21 protein-coding genes are annotated in these 21,104 nt (G+C 69.8%); 1 reads left to right on the top strand and 20 read right to left on the bottom strand.

All coding sequences use genetic code 11. The annotated features are described in order from the left end of the window. Window position 1 precedes the first annotated feature (1 nt). The 19 genes from HZI36_RS23680 to HZI36_RS23765 form a co-directional block, all read right to left on the bottom strand. Window positions 2-880: an SDR family oxidoreductase gene (locus tag HZI36_RS23680; RefSeq protein WP_179405107.1), complete on the bottom strand. Its 879-nt coding sequence runs from the start codon at window positions 878-880 to the stop codon at window positions 2-4. A 26-nt stretch (window positions 881-906) separates the two neighbouring features. Then, window positions 907-2,058 (bottom strand): acetyl-CoA C-acetyltransferase, encoded by a 1,152-nt coding sequence (locus tag HZI36_RS23685; protein ID WP_179405108.1) that lies wholly within the window; start codon window positions 2,056-2,058, stop codon window positions 907-909. Further along, window positions 2,055-3,125 (bottom strand): acyl-CoA dehydrogenase family protein, encoded by a 1,071-nt coding sequence (locus HZI36_RS23690; protein ID WP_179405109.1) that lies wholly within the window; start codon window positions 3,123-3,125, stop codon window positions 2,055-2,057. Before HZI36_RS23690 ends, HZI36_RS23685 begins: the two co-directional genes overlap by 4 nt. Window positions 3,126-3,158: 33 nt before the next feature. Beyond that, a complete protein-coding gene (locus tag HZI36_RS23695) occupies window positions 3,159-4,328 on the bottom strand; it encodes an acyl-CoA dehydrogenase family protein (RefSeq protein ID WP_179405110.1) in 1,170 nt (389 codons plus the stop codon). After that, entirely contained in the window at window positions 4,325-5,176 is an 852-nt protein-coding gene (locus HZI36_RS23700) for an enoyl-CoA hydratase family protein (protein WP_179405111.1), read from the bottom strand. Before HZI36_RS23700 ends, HZI36_RS23695 begins: the two co-directional genes overlap by 4 nt. A 49-nt stretch (window positions 5,177-5,225) precedes the next feature. Next, entirely contained in the window at window positions 5,226-6,323 is a 1,098-nt protein-coding gene (locus HZI36_RS23705) for an NAD(P)H-dependent flavin oxidoreductase (protein ID WP_179405112.1), read from the bottom strand. Then, entirely contained in the window at window positions 6,320-7,324 is a 1,005-nt protein-coding gene (locus HZI36_RS23710; RefSeq protein WP_246327194.1) for an enoyl-CoA hydratase, read from the bottom strand. Before HZI36_RS23710 ends, HZI36_RS23705 begins: the two co-directional genes overlap by 4 nt. A gap of 8 nt (window positions 7,325-7,332) precedes the next feature. After that, window positions 7,333-8,130: a ketoacid CoA transferase gene (locus tag HZI36_RS23715; protein ID WP_179405113.1), complete on the bottom strand. Its 798-nt coding sequence runs from the start codon at window positions 8,128-8,130 to the stop codon at window positions 7,333-7,335. 10 nt (window positions 8,131-8,140) lie between these two features. After that, entirely contained in the window at window positions 8,141-9,028 is an 888-nt protein-coding gene (locus HZI36_RS23720) for a CoA transferase subunit A (protein WP_179405114.1), read from the bottom strand. Window positions 9,029-9,037: 9 nt separating this feature from the next. Further along, window positions 9,038-9,934: a VOC family protein gene (locus HZI36_RS23725; RefSeq protein ID WP_179405115.1), complete on the bottom strand. Its 897-nt coding sequence runs from the start codon at window positions 9,932-9,934 to the stop codon at window positions 9,038-9,040. A gap of 68 nt (window positions 9,935-10,002) precedes the next feature. Further along, window positions 10,003-10,452 (bottom strand): type II toxin-antitoxin system VapC family toxin, encoded by a 450-nt coding sequence (locus HZI36_RS23730; protein WP_343050527.1) that lies wholly within the window; start codon window positions 10,450-10,452, stop codon window positions 10,003-10,005. Continuing rightward, window positions 10,439-10,675 carry a FitA-like ribbon-helix-helix domain-containing protein gene (locus HZI36_RS27090; protein WP_246327195.1) on the bottom strand — a complete coding sequence of 79 codons (237 nt, stop codon included), beginning with the start codon at window positions 10,673-10,675 and terminating at the stop codon, window positions 10,439-10,441. Before HZI36_RS27090 ends, HZI36_RS23730 begins: the two co-directional genes overlap by 14 nt. A 131-nt stretch (window positions 10,676-10,806) precedes the next feature. Further along, window positions 10,807-11,598, bottom strand: a complete 792-nt coding sequence (locus tag HZI36_RS23735) for an SDR family NAD(P)-dependent oxidoreductase (RefSeq protein WP_246327196.1) — start codon at window positions 11,596-11,598, stop codon at window positions 10,807-10,809. A gap of 16 nt (window positions 11,599-11,614) precedes the next feature. Then, window positions 11,615-13,201 carry a FadD3 family acyl-CoA ligase gene (locus HZI36_RS23740; protein WP_179405117.1) on the bottom strand — a complete coding sequence of 529 codons (1,587 nt, stop codon included), beginning with the start codon at window positions 13,199-13,201 and terminating at the stop codon, window positions 11,615-11,617. Window positions 13,202-13,257: 56 nt separating this feature from the next. Then, complete coding sequence (locus HZI36_RS23745) at window positions 13,258-14,352, bottom strand: ferredoxin--NADP reductase (RefSeq protein WP_179405118.1); 1,095 nt, start codon at window positions 14,350-14,352, stop codon at window positions 13,258-13,260. Between the two features lie 29 nt (window positions 14,353-14,381). Continuing rightward, window positions 14,382-14,900, bottom strand: a complete 519-nt coding sequence (locus HZI36_RS23750; RefSeq protein ID WP_179405119.1) for a flavin reductase family protein — start codon at window positions 14,898-14,900, stop codon at window positions 14,382-14,384. Further along, the gene (locus tag HZI36_RS23755) at window positions 14,897-16,657 is read right to left on the bottom strand and encodes an FAD-dependent oxidoreductase (protein WP_179405120.1); all 1,761 of its coding nucleotides are present in this window, start codon (window positions 16,655-16,657) and stop codon (window positions 14,897-14,899) included. Before HZI36_RS23755 ends, HZI36_RS23750 begins: the two co-directional genes overlap by 4 nt. 10 nt (window positions 16,658-16,667) lie before the next feature. Beyond that, window positions 16,668-17,861, bottom strand: a complete 1,194-nt coding sequence (locus HZI36_RS23760) for an acyl-CoA dehydrogenase family protein (RefSeq protein ID WP_179405121.1) — start codon at window positions 17,859-17,861, stop codon at window positions 16,668-16,670. A gap of 132 nt (window positions 17,862-17,993) precedes the next feature. Then, window positions 17,994-19,133, bottom strand: a complete 1,140-nt coding sequence (locus HZI36_RS23765; protein WP_179405122.1) for an LLM class flavin-dependent oxidoreductase — start codon at window positions 19,131-19,133, stop codon at window positions 17,994-17,996. A 258-nt stretch (window positions 19,134-19,391) separates the two neighbouring features. Between HZI36_RS23765 and HZI36_RS23770 the strand changes: the two genes are divergently transcribed. Then, entirely contained in the window at window positions 19,392-19,742 is a 351-nt protein-coding gene (locus HZI36_RS23770; RefSeq protein ID WP_179405123.1) for a VOC family protein, read from the top strand. Window positions 19,743-19,857: 115 nt separating this feature from the next. Here HZI36_RS23770 and HZI36_RS23775 read toward each other — a convergent pair whose 3' ends face one another. Further along, on the bottom strand, window positions 19,858-21,048 hold the full coding sequence (locus tag HZI36_RS23775; RefSeq protein ID WP_179405124.1) for a helix-turn-helix transcriptional regulator: 1,191 nt from the start codon (window positions 21,046-21,048) through the stop codon (window positions 19,858-19,860). Window positions 21,049-21,104: the final 56 nt, after the last annotated feature.

Genomic DNA, 21,104 nt, shown 5'->3' on the forward strand with positions numbered 1-21,104 from the left:
CTCAGCTCCCGTAGACCGGCTGCGCGGGCCGCGCGTCGGCGAGCAGCTTCGCGACGGCCGGCCCGACTTCGCCGGGCGCCCAGCGCGCGCCGCGATCGACGCGCGGGCCGGTGCGCCACCCTTCGGCGACCGAGATCATCCCGCCCGCGACCTCGAACACCTGCCCGGTCACGTCGGCCGACTGCGCGCTGCCGAGCCACACGACGAGCGGCGCGACGTTCGCCGGGTCGTAGTAGTCGAACGCGCCGAGTTCGGGCTTCTTCATCATGTCGGCGAACACGTTCTCGGTCATCGACGTGCGCGCGGCCGGCGCGAGCGCATTCGCGCGCACGCCGTAGCGATGCAGCTCGGCCGCCTGCATCAGCGTCAGCGCGGCGATCGCGGCCTTCGCGGCGCCGTAGTTCGACTGGCCGATCGAGCCCTGCAGCCCCGCGCCGGAGCTCGTGTTGATGATTCGCGCGTCGACCGGCGTGCCGGCCTTCGCGGCGTCGCGCCATGCGCGCGCGAGCAGGTTCGACAGGCAGAAGTGGCCGCGCAGATGCACGCGCATCACGTCGTCCCAGTCGTTTTCGGTCATGCTCGCGAACATCTTGTCGCGGCAGATGCCCGCGTTGTTCACGAGCACGTGCACGTCGCCGAACGCGTCGCGCGCGGCGTCGACGATCCGCTGCGCGGTGTCGATGCGCGTGATGTCGTCGGCGTTCGCGAGCGCGCGGCCGCCTCGTTTCACGATCTCGTCGCAGACCGCCTGCGCGGCGTCATGCCGGATGTCGTTGACGACGACCGCCGCGCCCTCGGCCGCGAACGCGAGCGCATATTCGCGCCCGAGCCCGCCGCCCGCGCCGGTGATGATAACGGTGCGTCCGTTGCAGATTCCCATGCTGTTCCTCGTCGAAGATGGCGCGCTCACAGGCGCTCGATGATCGTGACGTTCGCGAGGCCGCCGCCTTCGCACATCGTCTGGAGTCCGTAACGGCCGCCGGTGCGCTCGAGCGTGTGCAGCAGCGTCGTCATCAGCTTCGCGCCGGTCGCGCCGAGCGGATGGCCGAGCGCGATCGCGCCGCCGTTCGGGTTGGTTTTTTCGTGCGGATAATGCGTGTCCGCGAGCCACGCGAGCGCGACCGACGCGAACGCCTCGTTCAGCTCGACGGCGTCGATCTGCGACAAGTCGAGCCCCGCCTTCTTCAGCGCGGCCTTCGTGGCCGGAATCGGCGCGGTCAGCATCCACAGCGGATCGTCGCCGAGCACGCTCAGGTGATGGATGCGCGCGCGCGGCGTCAGGCCATAGCGTTTCAGCGCATCCTCGGACACGATCAGCAGCGCGGCCGCCGCGTCGCAGGTCTGGCTCGACACCGCGGCGGTCAGCGAGCCGCCCGACATCAGCGGCTCGAGCGACGCCATCTTTTCGAGCGACGTGTCCGGGCGCGGCGTCTCGTCGTGCGTCACCCCCTCGAACGGCACGACCTCGCGCGCGAAATGCCCGGCCTCGATCGCGGCGATCGCGCGGCGGTGGCTTTCGAGCGCATAGCGCTCCATCGCGTCGCGCGACAGGTTCCAGTGATCGGCGATCCGCTGCGCGGCGACGAACTGCGACACCGGCGCGTCGCCGAAGCGCGCGCGCCAGCCGCGGCTGCCGGAGAACGGATCGGTGAAGCCGAGCGGCGCCGCGCACGTCATCGCGGACGAGATCGGGATCTGCGTCATCGTCTGCACGCCGCCGGCGACGACGACGTCCTGCACGCCGCTCATCACCGCCTGCGCGGCGAAATGCACCGCCTGCTGCGACGAGCCGCACTGGCGGTCGACGGTCACGCCCGGCACCGTGAGCGGCAGCCCGGCCGCGAGCCAGCAGGAGCGCGCGATGTTGCCCGCGAGCGGGCCGATCGTGTCGACGCAGCCGAAGATCACGTCGTCGTAGTCGTCGGCGGGAATCGCGTTGCGCTCGACGAGCGTCTTCAGCGCGAACGCGCCGAGGTCGGCCGCGTGCACGTGCGCGAGCCCGCCCTTGCGGCGCCCGGTCGGCGTGCGCAGCGCGTCGACGATATAGGCTTGCTTCATTGGAACTGCTCCTCGAGATCGAAGGTCTGCGCGGGGCCGGCCGTCATCGCGCCGGTCAGGATCGCGTCGGCCACGCGGGCCTTGTGGAACGCGCTGTCGCCCCAGCTGTTGGCGAGCGCCCAGATGCGTTTCATGAAAATCTGCAGATCGAGCTCCCACGTGTAGCCGATCGCGCCGTGCACCTGCATCGTGTGGCGCGCGGCGAGCTGCGCGGCGGCGACCGCCGCGAGCTTCGCGTGCGACACGAACACCGCGCGCTGCGGATGGTCGTCCGCGATCGCCTTCGCGGCGCGCGCGACCACCGGCCGCGCGAACTCGTAGCGGATCGCGACGTCCGCGAGCAGGTGCTTGAGCGCCTGATACGAGCCGATCGCCTTGCCGAACTGCTTGCGCTGCGCGCTGTAGTCGATCGCGACGTCGAGCACGCGCTGCGTGAGCCCGAGCAGTTGCGCGGCGACCGCGAACGCGCCGTGATCGAGCGCGCGCGCAAGGATCGGCGCGGCTTCGTCGGCGCTCGCGATGCGCGTCGCGACGGTCGGCTCCCAGTCGAGCGTGAACAGCCGCCGCGACGGATCGACGCTGTCGACCGCGCGCCACGCGCACTGCGCGGGATCGACGCGGTGCAGCTCGCCGCGGTGCTCGCACAGCAGCGTGTGCGCGACGTGCACGTCGGCCGCGTACGGATTGGCCGGATGCACGAGCGCGACGCGCGCGCGGCCCTCCGCGACGTCGCGCAGCAGCGCATCGCGCCAGCCGCTCGCGGGCAGCGCGGCGAGCGCGCCGGCCGCGACGAGCGCGGTGTCGAGCAGCGGTTCCGGGCTGCCGAAATAGCCGTAGGTCTGCGCGAGCAGCGCCCATTCGACTTCGGTCAGCCCGAGGCCGCCGTACGCTTCGGGCACCGACACCGCGGTCAGCCCCTGCGACGCGAACAGCGCCCACAGGTCGTCGGAGCGGCCGGTCGGCGTCGTCCACAGCTCGCGGATCAGCTCCGGCGTCATTTCGGTCATCAGGAGGCGCTTCACGGAATCCGCGAGCGCTTCCTGGTCTTCATCGAATACGAAATCCATACGATGTCCGTTGGGTGAAGTGAGCGCGGACGGTCACACGCGCGGCATGCCGAGCATCCGTTCGGCGACGATGTTGCGCTGGATCTCGTTGGTGCCCGCGTAGATCGGGCCGGCCTGCGCGAACAGGAAGCCGTCGAGCCAGTGGCCGAGCAGCGCGTGCTGCGCGGGCGTTTGCGGGACGATCTCGCCGTGCGCGCCGAGGATGTCGAGCGCGGTCTGGTGCATCCGCAGATCGAGCTCCGACCAGAACACCTTGTTCGTGCTCGATTCCGCGCCGATGTGGCCGCCCTTCTGGAGCCGGCATGCGGTCGCGTACGTCGACAGCGCGTACGCCTGCGCGTCCATCCACGCGGCGACGACGCGCTCGCGCAGCGTCGGGTCGCGGTCGGCGCTGTCGCGGTGCGCGAGATACAGGTCGCGCAGCGCCTGCGCGGTGCGCTGGAAGCGTGCGGGTGAGCGCAGCATCAGCCCGCGCTCGAAGCCGGCGGTCGCCATCGCGACCTGCCAGCCCGCGCCTTCCGCCGCGAGCCGGTTCTCGACCGGCACGCGCACGTCGTCGAAGAAAATCTCCGCGAAGCCGGTCTGGCCGTTCAGTTGCCTGATCGGCCGCACCGTGATGCCCGGCGCGGACAGCGGCACCATCAGGAACGTGAGCCCGTGATGGCGCGACGATTCCGGATCGCTGCGGAACAGGCCGAACAGCCAGTCGGCCCACACCGCGCGCGTCGACCAGATCTTCTGGCCGTTCAGCACGTATTCGTCGCCGACGCGAATCGCGCTCGTGCGGATCGCGGCCATGTCGGAACCGGCGTTCGGCTCCGACCAGCCCTGCGCCCACACGTGCTCGCCCGCGGCCATCGCGGGCAGGAAGCGCGCCTTCTGCTCATCGGTGCCGAAATCCATCAGCGTCGGGCCGAGCAGGAAGATCCCGTTCTGGTTCACGCGCATCGGCGCATCGGCGCGCCAGTACTCTTCCTCGAAGATCAGCCATTCGATCAGGTCGCAGCCGCGCCCGCCGAGCTCGCGCGGCCACGTGACCATGCTCCAGCGGCCCGAGTGCAGCGTGCGCTCCCATTCGCGGTGCGCGGCGAAGCCTTCCTCGGTGTCGAAGCTCGGCAGCCGCTCGCGCGGCACGTGCGTCGCGAGCCAGTCGCGGATCTCCGCGCGGAACGCCTGCTGCTGCGGGGTGTAGGTCAGGTTCATGCGCGCGCCTCCGCCGGTGCGTCGGCTTGCGCCGACTGCGCCCCTTGCACGTCAGACTGCGCATCAAAACGCGCGTCGCGCTTCTCGACGAACGCCGCGCGCGCCTCGCTCGAGTCCTGCGTCATGTACGCCTGCAGCGTGAAGCCCTGCTCCCAGCGGTACTTGTCCTCGAGATTGCCGTCCTCGACGCCGTTCAGCGCCTCCTTCGCGAGCCGCACCATCGCCGGGCTTTTCTCGGCGATCTTGCGCGCGATCGCGAGCGCCGCGTCGCGCAGGCCTTCGCGCGGCACGACCTGCTCGATCGCGCCGAGCCGGTATGCTTCGGCGGCGTCGATCATCTCGCCCGTGAAATACATCGCGCGGACCTTCTGCACGCCGAACAGACGCTGCAGATGCGCACCGCCGCCCATCGCGCCGCGATCGATCTCCGGCACGCCGAAGCGCGCGCAGTCGGCCGCGACGACGATGTCCGCCGCGCCGCAGATGCCGATCCCGCCGCCGAGCACGAAGCCGTGCACCGCCGCGATCACCGGCTTCGGATTGCGGTGCACCGCGCGGAACGTCTCGTAGTTACCGGCGTTCACCGTCACGATCCGCTCCGGATGCGCGGCCAGTTCCTTGATGTCGACGCCCGCGCAGAAGCCGCGCCCCTCGCCGCGCACGACGATCACGCGCACGTCGTCGTCGCGGCCGAGCGCGTCGAGCGCGCCGGCGAGCGCGTGCCAGCCCTGCGCGTCGAGCGCGTTGACGGGCGGCTGGTCGATCACCAGTTCGGCGACGCCGTCGGCCCGGTCGATCCGGAACGGCTGCCTGCCGTTCGTCTCGCTCTTCTGAATGGATGCTGTCATGTCGTCTGCCTCTTCCCCTGTCGTGTTCAGGTCGTCGTTCTCAGATGGTTTACGCGGCCTGCTCGGCCGCCGCACTCGCCCCGGCACGCAGCGCCGCGATCGCATCGAGCCGCGCGATCGCTTCGTCGACGATTCGCGCGATCAGCGCGTCGCACGGCTCGATCGCGCCGATCATCGCGGCCGCCTGGCCGCTCGGCAGCACGCCTTCGTCCGGCTTGCCCTCGACGATCGCGCGCTGGATCAGGAACGGCGCGTTCGCCGCCATCAGCGTCTGGCTCGCGGTGTAGTCGTGCTCGCGCAGCGCCTTCAGCGCGAGGCCGAGCATCTGGCCGGCGCGCAGCCCGTTCTGCTTGCGCCATGCGTCGGCCGTGCGCAGCGCGAACAGCGTGCGGCGCAGCGGCCCGAAGTGTTCAAGGCGCAGCAGGTACGGGTTGTCGATCATTCGCTGCGGCAGGCCGTCGAGCGCGTCGGACACGCGGATTTGCGCGGGATCGCCGACCGCGACGTAACGCTCGAGCGTCGTGCGCGGCACCGGCGACTCGGCGGTCATCAGGAAGCGCGTGCCCATCGCGATGCCGGCCGCGCCGTACGCGAGTGCGGCGGCGAGGCCGCGCCCGTCGAAAAAGCCGCCCGCCGCGACGACCGGCACCTTCACCGTGTCGAGCACCTTCGGCAGCAGCAGCGTGGTCGGCACCGAGCCCGTGTGGCCGCCGCCTTCGGCGCCCTGCACGGTCACGATGTCCGCGCCGAGCTCGACCGCCTTCGCCGCGTGCTTCGGCGCGCCGACGGTCGGCATGCACAGCACGCCGGCGTCCTTCAGGCGGCGGATCGTCTGCGCATCGGGGCCGCGGCCGTAGCTGACCGCGCGCAGCTTGTGCTCGATCGCGAGCTCGACGATCTGCGCGGCGTTCGGCTGGAACATGTGGAAGTTGATCCCGAACGGCCGGTCCGTCAGCAGCTTCACGCGCAGGATCTCGGTCTCGACGTGCTCCGGGTCGAGCGTCGCGCCCGCGAGAAAGCCGAAGCCGCCCGCGTTGCAGGTGGCCGCGACGAGCTTCGCGTCGGCCACCCAGCCCATCGCGGTCTGCACGATCGGGTAGCGGCAGCCGAGCAGGTCGGTCAGCGGCGTGGCAAGCGTCTTGCTCATGCGGCGGCTCCGTTGATCGCGGCCGAACCCGGCGTGCGCGGCGGCGTGGCCGGCGTGGCCGGCGCGGCCGCACCGTTGACGGCCGCATTGACAGCACCATTCGGCGCTGCGGCCGCTGCCGCCTCCGACGGTTCGCGCTGCGAGCTCGCCATCCGGCGCGCGTCGTAGCCGCCGAGCTTGTCGCCGCTGACGAGCTCGTTGTGCGCGTGCGCGAAGTGATGCCACGCGAATGCCGCGTCCATCGCCGCGCGCTTGCCCTGCAACTCCTCGACGTGATTCACCGCCTGCTTCGTCAGCGCGAGGCCGAGGCGCGGCATCGCGGCGATCTTCGCGGCGATCGCGTACGCCGTGTCGCGCAACTGATCGCGCGGCACGACACGGTTGACCATCCCCATCTGATACGCGCGCTCGGCCGGCATCCGCTCGCCGAGGAACAGGAACTCCTTCGCGATGCGCGGGTTCAGCTCGTACGCATGCGCGAAGTACTCGACGCCCGGAATCCCCATCCGCACGACGGGATCGGCAAAAAACGCGTCGTCGGACGCGACGATCAGGTCGCACACCCATGCGAGCATCAGCCCGCCCGCGATGCACGCGCCCTGCACCATCGCGATCGTCGGCTTCGGCAGGTCGCGCCAGCGGCGGCACATGCCGAGATAGACCTCCTGCTCACGCGCATAGAGAAACTCGCCGCCGTCCTTGTCGACGTGGTCGTACCACAGCGACGTGCGCTCGAACGATTCGTTGATGTCGCGCCCCGGCGTGCCGATGTCGTGCCCGGCCGAGAAGTGCTTGCCCGCGCCCGCGAGCACGATCGTCTTGACCGCGTCATCGTGGGACGCACGCTTGAACGCGGCGTCGAGCGCATACGTCATCTTCGAGTTCTGCGCGTTGTGATACTCGGGGCGGTTCATCGTGATCGTCGCGATGCCGTTCTCGACCGCATACTCGACGACACCGTCGCCGAACGAAATCTGGGTCGCTTCCCGGGTCGTTTCCATATCGGACCTCATCCCCGGCGCGGAGCCGGATTGTTGCGCACGATCGCCGCGCGCAGGTTGTGCGGGTCGAGCGCGCGCACGATGCGCAGGTCGTCCGCGGTCGGCGGCGGCGTCGTGCCGAGCTCAGGATGCGCGACGAGCGGGAAGCCGGTCGCGTCCTGCACCTCGTCGAAGCTCACGCCCGGATGCAGCGAACGCACGCGGATCGCGTGATCCGGCCCGCCGAAATCCATCACGCACAGATCGGTGACGATGCTGCGCAGATCGACGAACGTCTTCATCCCGGGCAGCTGGCGCGCCGGGTTGTAGCCGACGCTGCACACCATGTCGACTTCGCCTTCGACGAACGTGCGCTTGCCGTGGCCGCTCACGAAGAACGAGTTCGCGTGGTTGATGCTGTTGCCCGGGAAGCCGCGCGCACCGAGCAGTTGCGTCTTCGGGCGCGCGTGGTCGCCGCCGAGGCGCGAGATGTTCGCCTGGCCGAAGCGGTCGATCTGCGTCGGCATCACGAGCGCGTGGCGGCGGCCGTGCCACACGCAGTCGAACACGCGCTCGTACGTCATCCAGCCGCTCGCCTTCACGCGATAGCCGTCGGGGCGGGGCCCGAGCGGCACCGGCTCCTCGACGAGATACGCTTCGCCGTCCGTCAGCATCAGGCCGTTGTTGTACGCGAGGCGCGCGAGGCCCGCCGCGACGCGCGGGCCGGTACCGATGCCGGTCGCCAGCACTTCGCCGTCGTCGCGCCAGAGGCGCGCGGACGCGACGATCATCAGTTCCGCGAGGGAATGGTCGAGAGAATCGCTCACAGGCGCTCCTTTACAGAATCGGCAACGGCAGCGCCGTCACTTGCGACAGACCGCCGACACCTTCGAGGTACTGGCGTTCGTCCTGGCCCACGACGTCGCGCAGATACGCGGCGGCTTGTGCGTCGTCCTCCGCGCTCGCGCAGTACGCGCGCAGATGCGGCAGGTCCCAGCCGTACGCAGGCGCGCACGACGTCGGATGCGCGCCGCCCGGCGCGTGCACGACGCCCGTCACGAGCGAGCGCTCGAACGGATTGCGGCGCGCGGCGGCGAGGTCGTCGCTCGCGAGCGATGCGTCGACCGTCTCCGCCGATACGTAGCAGCGCTTCGCGGCGCGCGCGAACCACGCGTCGAAGAACGGATCGGGACCGTCGATCCGCGTGTTGCCGGCGCGGTCCGCGGCGTTCACGTGCAGGAGCGCCGCGTCGAGCTCGAGCGCCGGCATCGCGAGCAGCGTCTCGCCATCGCTATACGGCGACTGGACGGTGCGCAGCTCGGGCGCCTGATCGAGCAGCGCGGTGCCGAGGCCGACGCGCGTCGGCAGGAACGGCAGCCGCGCGGCGGCCGCGCGCAGGCCGAGCTGCAGCATCCCTTCGTCGAGTTCGAGCACGTCGATGCGGCCCTGCTCGCGTGCACGGCGGAAGTGCGGCTCGAGCGGAATCACGTCGAGCGACACGAAGCCGAAGACCACCTTGCGCACCTTGCCCGCCGCGCACAGCAGGCCGACGTCGGCGCCGCCGTACGCGACGATCGTCAGGTCCTTCAGGTTGGAGCGCGCGATTTCGCGCACGAGCGCCATCGGCTTGCGGCGCGGGCCCCAACCGCCGATGCCGATCGTCATCCCGTCGGCGAGCTGCGCGATCACGTCGCGCGCGGTCATCTGTTTGTCGAGTGGTTTCATCGTCGTGCGTTACCGGTATCCGATGCTGAAGTCGTGGCCCCACTGGCTGACCTTCGTCGCCTCGAACACGGTGTGCCGCGACCAGTCGACGGTCAGCCCGCCGAAGCCGTATTCGAGATCGAAGCCGCCGGGGGTCTTCATGTAGAACGAGATCATCTGGTCGTTGCAGTGCCGGCCGAGCGTCGCGGACAGCTTCACGTCGTGCGCGACGGCGCGGTCGAGCCCACGGCCGACCTCGTCCATCGAGTCGACCTCGGCCATCACGTGCACGCAGCCCGACGGCATGGCCATTTCGAACAGCGCGAGGCTGTGATGGCGCGCGTTGCGGCAGTGCATGAAGTGGATGCGCTTCTCCGGCTCGGCCGGATCGGGCGTGAACTTCACGCGGTAGATGTCGGACAGCTCGAAGCCGAGCACCTCGCGCACGAACGTGTCGGTCGCGTCGAACTGCGGCGCGGGCAGCACCGCGTGGCCGAGCCCCATGTCGCCGGTCACGAAGCGCGACACGCCGATCGGCGACGCGAAGCGGCGGAAGTCGCAGCGCGCGCCCCAGTACAGCTCGTGGCGGTTGCCGGACGGATCGGTACACGACGCCATCGCCTGCACGCGGCGCAGCGCGGCTTCTTCGGGCGTCGCGCGGACCGGATCGGCGCCGGCGCGCGCGAGCGCCGCGCAGGCGGCGTCGAATGCGGCTTCGTCGGCGAGCTCCCAGCCGGACGCGAAATAGCGATCGGCGCCGCCGGGAACGATCAGGTAGCGGAAATCGCGCTCGTCCATTTTCAGGTACAGCGCGCCACCGGGCGCGTCGAGCGCCTGCATGCCCAGCACGTCCTCCGCGTAGCGGCGCCACGCATCGACGTGCGTCGCCTCCACGACGGCATAGCCGAGCGCACGAACATCGATCATGTCGGCCTCCTCCAGTTCGGTTCAGAATGCGTTGTTGGTGAAACGATTCTGGCCGGACGGGGAGGGCGTTACATCGTCTGTTGGGACGAGAGGTGGGGGAAACGCGTAAACGGATTCACGAACCTCACGCCGGTGTTCGCGAAGTCGTCGACATTGCGCGTGACGACGGTGAGGTCGTGAATCAACGCGGTCGCGGCAATCAGCTTGTCCAGTGCATGCTGCGGATTCGGCGCGCGAAGATGCCCCCACAGCTGACCGATTTCGGCATCGACGGACAGAATGTTCGACGCGTAGTCGCGCATGATCGTCGCCAGCCACGTGTCGAGCATCGACGCCTGCCGCGCATCGCCCCGATGGCGGATCATCTCGACGCCGCGCCGCAGCTCGGAAAGGGTGACGACGGACAGGTACAGCGGGCTCGCGTCGCCTTCGGCTTCACGAAAGAACGCCCGCACGCCCTTGTTCGCCCGGGGCCCTTTCCTGATTTCGCTGATGACGTTCGTATCAATCAAATACACGCCTGGCCTCGCCGGAGTCCTGCATGCGCTCGAAATCCGCGTCCTCGCCGACGCTCGGCATGCTCGCGAGCACTTCCGCGAAGGTTCTGCGCTTGGGCCGGCCCAGCGCCTGCGCGAGAATCGCGCGATGTTCGGCCTCCGCGCTCCGGCCATGTGCCGCAGCCTGCTCGCGCAGGCTCTGAACGATACTTTCATCCACGTTTCGCACCAATAGGTTCGCCATACATCCTCCTGCCTGAAGTGATATCAATGCTATCACCAAGCAAGCGAAATGCAAGCATTGTTATCACCCCGATCTCGATCGAGATCGCCCGGATGCGTGCCGATGGATGAATCCCGGAAAGCCGTCCCGCGCTATAAACCGTACCCACCGGACACATTGATCTGCTGTCCGGTAATGTAAGCCGCATCGTCGGATGCGAGGAACACGGCCGTTCGGCCAACGTCCGCGGCCTTGCCCCAGCGCTTGAGCGCGAGCATCTTCATCGTCTCGTCGATCCACGCCTGATCGAACTGCCCCTGCTCGAGCAACACGGGGAACATCCCCGCCTCGATCACGCCGACCAGAATCGAGTTCGCGCGGATGTCGTGGCGCCCCTCCTCGCGCGCGAGGCCCCTGATCAGCGATTCGTTCGCCGCCTTCGGGGCGACCGACAGCCCGTCGCGATCCGGCCAGCGCAGGTGGCCCGCCGAGCCGAGCGCGACGAACGAGCCGCCGCCCGCCGCGCGAAAGTGCGGCAGCGCCGCCTTCGCCGCATTGAAGAACCCGATCGTCTCGACCTCGATCGCGCGCCGCCAGTCGTCGGCCGTCATCTCGGCGATCAGCCGCTGGTTCACGAGCGGCCCCGCCGCCCACACGATCGTATGGATGCGTCCGTGCACGTCGATCGCGGCGTCGAGCGCCGCCGCGATCTGCGCGGGATCGGTCACGTCGGCCCGATGCGTGCTCGCCTTCACGCCCTCGCCGCGAATCGACGCGGCGACCCGCTCGGCGACATCCGCCTTGCTGCGATACCCGACGGCGACCGGCACCCCGGCGCGCCCGAACTCGAGCGCGACGCCCTGCCCGATCCCGCCGCTGCCGCCGAACACCAGCGCGGCGCCATCCGGAAACGACCTGTCGTTGCTCATCCTTTTGTCGCTCATCCGCCTCTCCCCGATCTCACGCCGCGCCGTGCGCCGTCGCGCGCAGCTGATACTTGAGCACCTTGCCCGCCGCGCTCGTCGGCAACTGCTCGACGAACGTGAACGCGCGCGGCACCTTGTAGTTCGCCATGTTGCGCCGCGCCCAGTCGGAGAGCTCGTCCGCGCTCGCGCGCGCGCCCGGGCGCAGCACCACGTACGCGTGGCCGACCTCGCCGAGCCGCGTGTCCGGCACGCCGATCAGCGCGACCTGCGCGATCGCCGGATGCGCGGTCAGGAGCCGCTCGATCTCCGCCGGATAGCAGTTGAAGCCGCCGACGATGAACATGTCCTTGATCCGGTCGGTGATCCGCAGATTGCCGTGCTCGTCGACGCAGCCGACGTCGCCGGTATGCAGCCAGCCGTCGGCGTCGACGGTCTCGCGCGTCGCGTCCGGCTGGTTGAAGTAGCCGCGCATCACGTTGTAGCCGCGCACGCGGATCTCGCCGGTTTCGTTGGCCCCGAGCGCCACGCCGTCCGGCCCCGCGATGCGCAGCTCGACGCCCGGCATCGCCCGGCCCGACGTGGTCGCGACCGTCTGCGCGTCGTCGCCGTGCCGGCACAGCGTCGCGAACCCGCACGATTCGGTCAGCCCGTACCCGGTCAGCACGGTCTCGAAGCCGAGCTCGTCGCGCATCCGCTCGATCAGGCTCGGCGCGATCGCCGCCGCACCCGTCACCGCGATCCGCAGCGACGACAGATCGAGCGTCGCGCGCGCCGGCGCATCGAGCAGCGCGTAATAGAGCGTCGGCGGGCCCGGCAGCACCGACACGCGCTCGTCGGCGACGCGGCGCAGCACGTCGTCCGGCTGGAACACCAGATGCGGCAGCACCGTCGCGCCGCACGACAGCGCGGCGAGCCAGCCCGCCTTGTAGCCGAACGTGTGGAAGAACGGATTGACGATCAGATAGCGGTCGTGCTGCGCGACGCCGGTGATCTTCCCCCAGTCCTGCACCGCGCGCAGATTCTGCCCGTGCGTCGTCATCACGCCCTTCGGGCGGCCCGTCGTGCCCGACGTGAACATCAGGTCCATCACCGTGTCCGGCGTGACCGCGGCCGCCCGGTCGCGCACCGCGTCGGGCGGCACCCGCGCGCCCAGCGCGACGAACCCGCTCCACGTGTCGTCGTGCGCGCCGCCGGCCGGCGCCCCGTCGAACACGATCACGCGTTCGAGCGTCGCCGGCCGGTGCGGCGCGAGCATCTCCGGATACGATTCGCCGAGGAACGTGCCGCAGCAGAACAGCAGCCGCGCGCCGCTGTCCTGCAGAATGCCGCCGGCTTCGATCCCCTTCATCCGCGTGTTGACCGGCACGAGCACCGCGCCGACGCTATGGATTGCCAGCGCCGCGACGATCCACTGCGGCAGGTTCGGCGCCCAGATCGCGATCCGGTCGCCCGGCTCGATGCCGCTCGCGAGCAGCGCGCGCGCCGCCTCGATGCGGGCCGCGTCGAGCTCCGCGTAGGTCAGCCGGCCATGCTCGGATTCGATCGCCGGATGCGCGCCGTGGCGCGCGGCGGCCCGCGCGATCAGCGCGGGCGTGGTCAGGGTGTCGTCGTTGTGCGTCATCGTCTGCATCGCTACGGAGGAAATGCCGCGCGCGCCGCCCGCCGGCGCGCGACGGCTCAATCGGGAAACACGACCCGCAGCGCGTCGCTCGCGGGTTTCGCGCAGCACGCGAGCGTCCAGCCCGCGGCCAGTTCGTCTTCGTCGAGCACGTGGTTGCCGTCGAGCGCGACCTCGCCGCGCTCGATCCGGCACATGCACGCGCCGCACTGCCCCATCCGGCAGGAATTCGGCGCGGACAGCCCCGCGCGCAGCATCGCGTCGAGCAGCGTCTCGCCCGGCCGGCTGTCGAACGCGAACGACGCGCCGTCGAGTACGGTTTCGATCGCCGCGCCGTCGCCCGAACCCTCACTCGAACCATCGCCCGCGGTATCGCCCGCACCGGCACCGGACGCGGCGGTATCACCACCGTCCGCCACGCGTGGCGACTTCGCCGGTGGCGCATCGGGCAGCGACGCGAACCGCTCGACATGCACGCGCGCGCGCGGCAACCCGAGCCCGAGCATCGCGGCGAGCGCGTTCTCCATGAACAGCGCCGGGCCGCAGATGAGCGTCTCCTGCCGGCTGAACGGCCGCGCGAGCTCCTCGAGATGCCGCTGCTGCGGCACGCCCTGCACGCTGTCGAGCCAGTGGATCACGCGTATGCGCGCCGGATGCCGCTGCGCGAGCTGCTGCAGCTCGTCGCGGAAGATCACCGAGCGCTCGTCGCGGTTCGCGTACACGAGCGTCAGCATCCCCCGGCCGTGCACGAGCGCCGATTTCAGGATCGACAGCACCGGCGTGATCCCGCTGCCGCCCGCGAACAGCAGCAGATCGGCGTCGAGCTCGCGCGGCGTGAACACGCCCGCGGGCGGCATCACGTCGAGCACGTCGCCCGCGCACACGTGGTCGCACAGCCAGTTCGACGCGCGGCCGTCGCGCACGCGCTTCACGGTGATCTTCAGCACCGCGTCGATGCCCGGCGCGCTCGACAGCGAGTAGCAGCGCGACACCGTCGCGTCGCCGCACCGCACGTTCAGCGTCAGGAACTGTCCGGGCCGGTACGCGAACGCGTCGCGCAGCGCGGCCGGCACGTCGAACACGAACGAGCGGGCGTCGGCGCTTTCGTCGATCACTTCGGCGACGGTCAGTCGATGGAAACGCGATTCATCCATAGTCTTGCTCTAGCTGTTGCGCTTGCGCGTCAGGCGGCCACGCGGCTCGCGGGCGCGCCCGGCGTCGTGTACGCGCCGTCAAGGTAGACGAGCGGATCGACGTCGCCGGTCACCTGCACTTCCTTGATGCGCCCGATGAACACCGTGTGCGTGCCGTACTCGAAGCGGCCGTCCTGCGCGCAGACGAGGCTCGCCTGCGCATCGTGCAGATACGGCACGCCGTGCGAGGACATCTGCCAGTCGCCGGTCGTGAAGCGCGCCTCGCCCTTCAGCCGGCCGCCGCAGTCGATCGCGATCCCTTCGTGGCGTGCGGACAGCACGTTCACGCAGAAGTCCACGCCCGCGTCGAGCGCCTGATACATCGACGTCGCGCGGTTCACGCAAATCAGCAGCGACGGCGGCTCGGTCGACAGCGAATCGACCGCGGTCGCGGACATCGAGTAGCGCTGGCCTTCGTGCGCGCAGGTGATCACCGCAACCGAGCGCGCGAGGCGCCGCATCGCGAGCAACATGTCCGCGCGAAGCGGATCGGGGTTGAGATCGGTCATGATCGGACTCCGTCAAGTTCTGTCGTGGTCGGCCGGGCATGCGCGCCGGCGCCGTCGGCCGACTGCGCGGCCAGGTGATCGGCGGCGACGAAGCCGAACGTCATCGCCGGCCCGAGCGTCGAGCCCGCGCCCGGATAGCTCGCGCCCATCATCGACGCGCTCGTGTTGCCGATCGCGTACAGCCCGTCGATCGGCGTGCCGTCGCCGCGCAGCACGCGCGCGTGCGCATCGGTGACGAGCCCGCCCTTCGTGCCGATGTCGCCCGCGTCGATCCGCACCGCGTAGAACGGCGCTTCGTCGAGCGGCGCGAGGCACGGGTTCGGCTTCACCTGCGGATCGCCGTAATACGTGTCGAACAGGTTGTCGCCCTTGCCGAACGCCTCGTCGATGCCGGTCGCGGCATAGCGCGCGACGTCGCGCAGCGTGCCGTGCAGGCCCGCCGCGTCGACGCCGATTCGCGCGGCGAGCGCATCGATCGTGTCCGCCTTCACGAGTACGTCGCGGAACGCATCGGGAATCCGCGCGTCCGGCATCATCGACGCCGGCATGATCGGCCCGCACGGATACTTGCGGCGAAAGCGCGCGTCGAACACCATCCACGCGGGCACGCTCGCGCCGGTGCGCGCGTGGTCGCGATACATCGCCGGCACGAACTCGGAATACGGCGCGGCCTCGTTCACGAAGCGCTTGCCGAGCCCGTTGACGATCACGCAGCCCGGCAGGTTGCGCTCGACGAACAGCGCGCGCTGCTTCTCCTCGCCCGCCACGCGAATCGTCGGCGCGCCCCACACATGCTCCATCAGCGCGAGCGCGCCGCCGAGCCGCTCGCCTTCGGCGATCGCGTCGCCGGTGTTCGCGGGCGGCGTCGCGCTCCATTGCGCGGCGCTCGGCTGCGGCAGATAGCGCTCGCGCATCGGCTGATTGCGCTCGAAGCCGCCCGCCGCGAGAATCACGCCGCGCCGCGCGACGAGCGTCACCGGCTGCCCCGCGCGATCCGCGCGCACGCCGCTCACGCGGCCGTCGACGTCGAGCAGGTCGCGCATCGGCGTGTCGAGCCACAGCGGCACGTTGCGGTCCATCAGCGCGCGGCGCAGCCCGCCGATCAGCGCGTTGCCGAGCGTCAGGCGCCGGTCGCGCGCCGAGCGGCGGCGCATCCGCCAGTCGAGCCAGTAGCGGCCGAACTGCGCGAGCGCGAGCTTCATATAGCCGGGGCCGCGCGAGAACAGCGTGTGCGCTTCCTTCGACGTCACCGCGACGCGCCCGCCGATCAGCGTGCCCGGCGACGGCGCGCGCAGCCGCTCGAACTCGTCACCGAGCCGCGCGCCGTCGAACGGCAGCGGATCGAGCGCGCGGTAGCCCGGCATCGCGTCCGGCAGCTTCTGGAAGTAATCCGCGTACTTCGGCAGCGCCTGGTAGCGCACCGGCGTCTTCGATTCCAGATAGCGCAGCATCTCCGGCGCCCGATCGAGATACGCGTCGAGCTTGTCCGAAGGCGTCGCGCCGCCGACGCATGCGTCGAGATAGCGGCGCGCGGCGGCACGCGTGTCGGTCGCGCCGAGCTCCGCGATGTGGTGGTTGCACGGCACCCAGATCCCGCCGCCCGACACCGCCGACGTGCCGCCGTACTGCGCGGTCTTCTCGATCACGATCACGGAAAGGCCGCGGTCGGCCGCGCGGCACGCGGCGAGCAACCCGCCCGCGCCGGAGCCGACGACGACGACGTCGAATACGTATTGCTGCGCGTGCGTGTCGCTCATCGCCGTCTCGTCAGATGAAGAAGTCGGTGTTCTCGCGGCCGAGCATCACCGCGCCGAGGTTCTGGCCGAAGCGGTCGACGTTGTTCGCGTAGTGCGCGCGCGCCGCGTGCAGGTCGAGAAAGCGGCGCACGAGCGGGTTGCGGTTGTAGATCCCGTTGCCGCCCGCGTAGCGCAGCAACTGGTTCGCCGCCTGCGCACAGCGCTCGGCGACCTGCGCCGACTGGTAGCGGAAATGCACGCGCCGCTCGATCGACACCGCCGGGCCGCCGTTCGCCGCCGCCATCAGCTCGGCGAAGTTGCGCTTGATCAGCACCTGCATCTCGTCGAGCGCGACGGCCGCGTTCGCGCACGCGGTCTGCGCGCCCGTATCGTCGGTCGTCTTCGCGCCGCTGTTCGCGGACACGCGCGTCGCCGCATACGACGTGAAATCGTCGAGCGCACCCTGCAGCGCACCGATGCACGACGTGCACACCGCCCGCACGAAAATCTGCGCGAACGGCAGCTTGAACAGCGGCGCGCCGTTGACTTCGAGCCCCGGGCTCGTGCCCATCATCCCGTCGATCGCCTTGTGCGTGCGGTACGCGGGCACGAACACGTCGTCGACGACGATGTCGTGGCTGCCGGTCGCGCGCAAGCCCAGCACGTCCCAGTCCTGCTCGATCCGGTAGTCGGATTTCGGCAGCAGGAACGTCCGGTATTCGGGCGGCTCGCCCGCTTTCGCCGGCGGCACGAGCGCGCCGAGGAACACCCAGTCGCACAGCTCGCTGCCGCTCGAGAACTTCCAGTGCCCGGACAGGCGGAAGCCGCCGTCGACCGGCGTCACACGGCCCACCGGCATATACGTCGACGCGATCAGCGTCGTCGGATCCGCGCCCCACACGTCGTGCTGCGCGCGCTCGTCGAACAGCGCGAGCTGCCAGTTGTGCACGCCGACCACGCCGTACACCCACGCGGTCGACATACAGCCGCGCGCGAGCGCGATCTGGATGTCGAAGAAAGTCTGCGGATCGAGCTCGTAGCCGCCGTAGCGCTTCGGCTGCAGCACCTTGAAGAAGCCGGCGGCCTGCATGTCGGCAATCGTCTCGGCGGGAATGCGGCCCTGGGCCTCGGCCTGCGCGGCGCGCGCGGCCAGCGTCGGGGCCAGCGCGTGGGCCTGGGCGATCAGCGCGGTGGCCAGCGCGTTCGAATCGTTATCGCGATGCACGGCTTCAGTCTCCTGTTCGGCCCGGCTCGCGCCGCGCCCGTTGTGTCTGTTGTCGATATTCCGCGTCCGGCCCGCGCGCCGCATCACCCGAAAGGACGATCAGCGCGCGAGGCCGGTGGCGCAGCGGCGCCGTTACGCGACCGCGCGCGCGTTCTCGCGGTTGAAGTACGGAATCACGTGCTCGCCGATGTTGCGGATCGTCTCCATCTGCGCTTCGTGCGGCACCGTGCCCATCTGGCACAGGAACAGCACTTCGTCGACGCCCGCTTCCTGCAGCCGGCCGACGTAGCCGATGCAGTCGTCGACGGTGCCGTACGCGTGGTTCGGGTTCATCATCGCGAGCGCCGGGTCCGCGAAATTGACGACGACTTCCTCCGACGCGAAGCGCGAGCGGATCACCATCTCGCCGGTGTCGGCCTTCACGAGGTCGTCGCCCCATTTCGACGGGTCCGGCCGCTCGCCGCCCGTGTACCAGTACGCGAGCGACTCCATGAAGTAGCGCTGGCCGCGGATGCCGATCTTGCGGGCCTGCTGGCCGTCCGCGAGCACGACGGTCGGGCACAGCGCGGCCAGATGCTGCGTCGGGCGGAAGCCGACCTGATCTTCCGGCTTGCGGTTCGCCCACGCTTCGCGATACACCACGTTCTTCTTCGCGACCTCATCCGGGCCGCCGAAGCCGAGCACGAGCGCGCCCATCCCGCGCTGGCCGGCGCGCAGCAGCGCGTCGGTGTTCGTGCACGCGAGATACATCGGCGGATGCGGGTCCTGCAGCGGCTTCGGATGGATCGGGCGCTTCGGGATCTTGATGTACGTGCCGTCGTGCTCGATCTCGTCCTGCACGAACATCTTCGGCACCAGATACATCGATTCGTCGATCATCGGCTGCAGTTCGTTGAGGTCGTAGCCGAACGCGCCCGCTTCCTGCTGGCTGCCGCCCTTGCCGACGCCGAAGTGCACGCGGCCGCCGGACAGGATGTCGAGCATCGCGACGCGCTCCGCCACTTTGATCGGATGATTCATCGCCGGCGGCAGGCACACGACACCGTGACCAAGGCCGATCCGCGTCGTGCGGCCGGCGAGATACGCGAGGAACGTCTCCGGCGCACTCATGTGCGCGTAGTTCGTCAGCGACGTGTGCTCGACGCACCAGACCGTGTCGAAGCCGACCTGTTCGGCGAGCAGCGCCTGTTCGACCGTTTCCTTGAACACCCGGTGGTCGCCTTCACGCGACGCGTCCGTGGTCTGGGCTTCGTAGATAAGGGAAAACTTCATTGCGTGCGTCTCCTGGTTCGTTGGACGGGGCGCGGTCGCGCCGGCTGCCTGCGACGCGCAGACGACGTGCGACAGAGTCCACGAATGGGAGTGTCGGCGCGCGGGCGCCGGCCTACATCGTCTGTTTGGAGTAACGGGGCACGTCGGACGACAGAGGGGTTTCACCGTCATCCGATCGGACTGCGTGCGGGCGCGGCGCCCGCGCTAGGATCGGCCGAATGCGTGGCGTGGACCGCGCAACGACAACGGAGAGAGAGGATGAAGGTTTCGACGCTGCTGTATCCGGTCGACGACATCGACACGGCATTGCCGTTGTTCGTCGACGGGCTGGGGATGAGTGTGAAGTTCCGCGACGGCGACCGCTATTGCGCGCTCGACGGCGGGCCGCTGACGATCGCGCTCGTCGCCGGCGAGGAGCGGATCGTCGAGCGCGCGGCGCTGACGCTGCGCGTCGACGAGAACGACGATCTGTATGCGGCGATGGAGCGCGTCGTGAAGGCGGGTGCGTCGGTGCGCGTGCCGGTTCAGGCGGGGCCGCACGAGTTCCGCGCGGTGCTCGAGGATCGCCGCGGCGGACTGCTCGTGATCTCCCAGAAGCGGGCCGCTTGAGCAGGCAGAGCGGCGACGCGCTCGCCGTTCCACCGTTGTCCGGATGAATGATATGAAGTAATCGGGAGCGGGCGCGGGCGCACGCTTGCGCCCGTCGCCGCACGTCAGGCGCGCATCAGCCGAGCGGCACCACGCTGCCGAGCAGGATTCGCACGAGCGTCGCCTGGCGCGTCACGCCCGTCTTCGAGAAAATCGCGCGCAGATGCGTGCGCGCGGTGTTCTTGCTGATCCCCGATTCCTCGGCCGCTTCCTCGAGCGTGAGTCCGTTCGTCAGCAGCAGCGCGAGCGCCGTTTCGGCGGGCGTCAGGTCGAACAGCTTACGGATGATCTCCTGCGCGCCCTGCGGCTTGCGGTCCGGATCGCGCAGGAACAGCGCGACGGCCGGCCGCCGCTTGTTGTCCTCCGACCAGTCCGACAGCAGGATCGTGCGCACCAGCAGCCCGAGGCGCGGCCGGTCGTGGCTGCGCGTGATCGGCATCGCCTCGACGATCGCGGCCGCGGTGCCGTGATGCCCCATCACCGCGTGGCGGATCAGCCGCTTCAGCGTGCGGTTCTCCTGCGCGTCGGTCGCCTCGATCGTGCCGCGCGCGATCGTGAGCCCGTTGCCCTGCTTCAGGATCTCGTCGGCGACGTCGTTCGTGTCGATGATCGTGCCGTTCTCGTCGAGCGTGACCGTGCCGACCTGCATCCGGTTGATCGCGTTCGCGTAGATCGACCGTTCGACTTCGGCCGAGTCGAGCCGCGAATGCAGCTCGACCGCGCGCTTCAGATGCGGCAGCAGCAGCGCGCAGAACGCCTTGTCGCTCGCGGAAAACTGCTTCGACGCGTGATTGCGGCACACGCGGAAACGGCATTCGACCCCGGATGGCGTGCGCAGATCCGCGCCGAGGATGTAGCGGATGTCGGACGGCTTCAGGAACTGCTTGTACAGCTCGCTCGACAGCCAGCCGGTGTCGCCGAACACGTCGTCGACGGTCACGACCCGGTCGGACGGCAGCCCGACGAACGGGTCCAGCGAATAGTAGTAGCTGTTGTACAGCTCCTCGCCGTCGTTCGGCACGACCGGCCCGAATTCCGACGCATGGATCGACAGCGGCGCGCGGCGGTCGCTCGCGGCCGCGCGCAGAATCAGCGTCACGTAGCTCGCCTGCAGCTCGCGACGGATCAGCTCGAGCGCGCCCGCCCACGGCGGCGTCTCGAGCGGCCCCTGATAAATGCGCGCCATCAGCTCGCTGAACGCCTCGATACCGAGGTTCGCTTCCTCATTCACTGCCTGGCTTTCTTGCGAAGCCCACCTCGTCTCCATCAGCACGCTCCATCCTCCATCCAACGCTGTTCGATCCCGCCGCGCCGCCAAGATAA

Source organism: Burkholderia guangdongensis (genome assembly GCF_013403875.1).
Taxonomy (GTDB): Bacteria; Pseudomonadota; Gammaproteobacteria; order Burkholderiales; family Burkholderiaceae; genus Burkholderia; species Burkholderia guangdongensis.

What these genes read in the sequence shown, in the direction of transcription:
- HZI36_RS23750 (WP_179405119.1), bottom strand. Translation starts at nt 14,900, where the DNA reads ATGACCGATCTCAACCCCGATCCGCTTCGCGCGGACATGTTGCTCGCG.
- HZI36_RS23725 (WP_179405115.1), bottom strand. Translation starts at nt 9,934, where the DNA reads ATGATCGATGTTCGTGCGCTCGGCTATGCCGTCGTGGAGGCGACGCAC.
- HZI36_RS23740 (WP_179405117.1), bottom strand. Translation starts at nt 13,201, where the DNA reads ATGACGCACAACGACGACACCCTGACCACGCCCGCGCTGATCGCGCGG.
- HZI36_RS23775 (WP_179405124.1), bottom strand. Translation starts at nt 21,048, where the DNA reads ATGGAGACGAGGTGGGCTTCGCAAGAAAGCCAGGCAGTGAATGAGGAA.
- HZI36_RS23690 (WP_179405109.1), bottom strand. Translation starts at nt 3,125, where the DNA reads ATGGATTTCGTATTCGATGAAGACCAGGAAGCGCTCGCGGATTCCGTG.
- HZI36_RS23700 (WP_179405111.1), bottom strand. Translation starts at nt 5,176, where the DNA reads ATGACAGCATCCATTCAGAAGAGCGAGACGAACGGCAGGCAGCCGTTC.
- HZI36_RS23685 (WP_179405108.1), bottom strand. Translation starts at nt 2,058, where the DNA reads ATGAAGCAAGCCTATATCGTCGACGCGCTGCGCACGCCGACCGGGCGC.
- HZI36_RS23705 (WP_179405112.1), bottom strand. Translation starts at nt 6,323, where the DNA reads ATGAGCAAGACGCTTGCCACGCCGCTGACCGACCTGCTCGGCTGCCGC.
- HZI36_RS27090 (WP_246327195.1), bottom strand. Translation starts at nt 10,675, where the DNA reads ATGGCGAACCTATTGGTGCGAAACGTGGATGAAAGTATCGTTCAGAGC.
- HZI36_RS23770 (WP_179405123.1), top strand. Translation starts at nt 19,392, where the DNA reads ATGAAGGTTTCGACGCTGCTGTATCCGGTCGACGACATCGACACGGCA.
- HZI36_RS23765 (WP_179405122.1), bottom strand. Translation starts at nt 19,133, where the DNA reads ATGAAGTTTTCCCTTATCTACGAAGCCCAGACCACGGACGCGTCGCGT.
- HZI36_RS23755 (WP_179405120.1), bottom strand. Translation starts at nt 16,657, where the DNA reads ATGAGCGACACGCACGCGCAGCAATACGTATTCGACGTCGTCGTCGTC.
- HZI36_RS23720 (WP_179405114.1), bottom strand. Translation starts at nt 9,028, where the DNA reads ATGAAACCACTCGACAAACAGATGACCGCGCGCGACGTGATCGCGCAG.
- HZI36_RS23745 (WP_179405118.1), bottom strand. Translation starts at nt 14,352, where the DNA reads ATGGATGAATCGCGTTTCCATCGACTGACCGTCGCCGAAGTGATCGAC.
- HZI36_RS23680 (WP_179405107.1), bottom strand. Translation starts at nt 880, where the DNA reads ATGGGAATCTGCAACGGACGCACCGTTATCATCACCGGCGCGGGCGGC.
- HZI36_RS23735 (WP_246327196.1), bottom strand. Translation starts at nt 11,598, where the DNA reads ATGAGCGACAAAAGGATGAGCAACGACAGGTCGTTTCCGGATGGCGCC.
- HZI36_RS23695 (WP_179405110.1), bottom strand. Translation starts at nt 4,328, where the DNA reads ATGAACCTGACCTACACCCCGCAGCAGCAGGCGTTCCGCGCGGAGATC.
- HZI36_RS23710 (WP_246327194.1), bottom strand. Translation starts at nt 7,324, where the DNA reads ATGGAAACGACCCGGGAAGCGACCCAGATTTCGTTCGGCGACGGTGTC.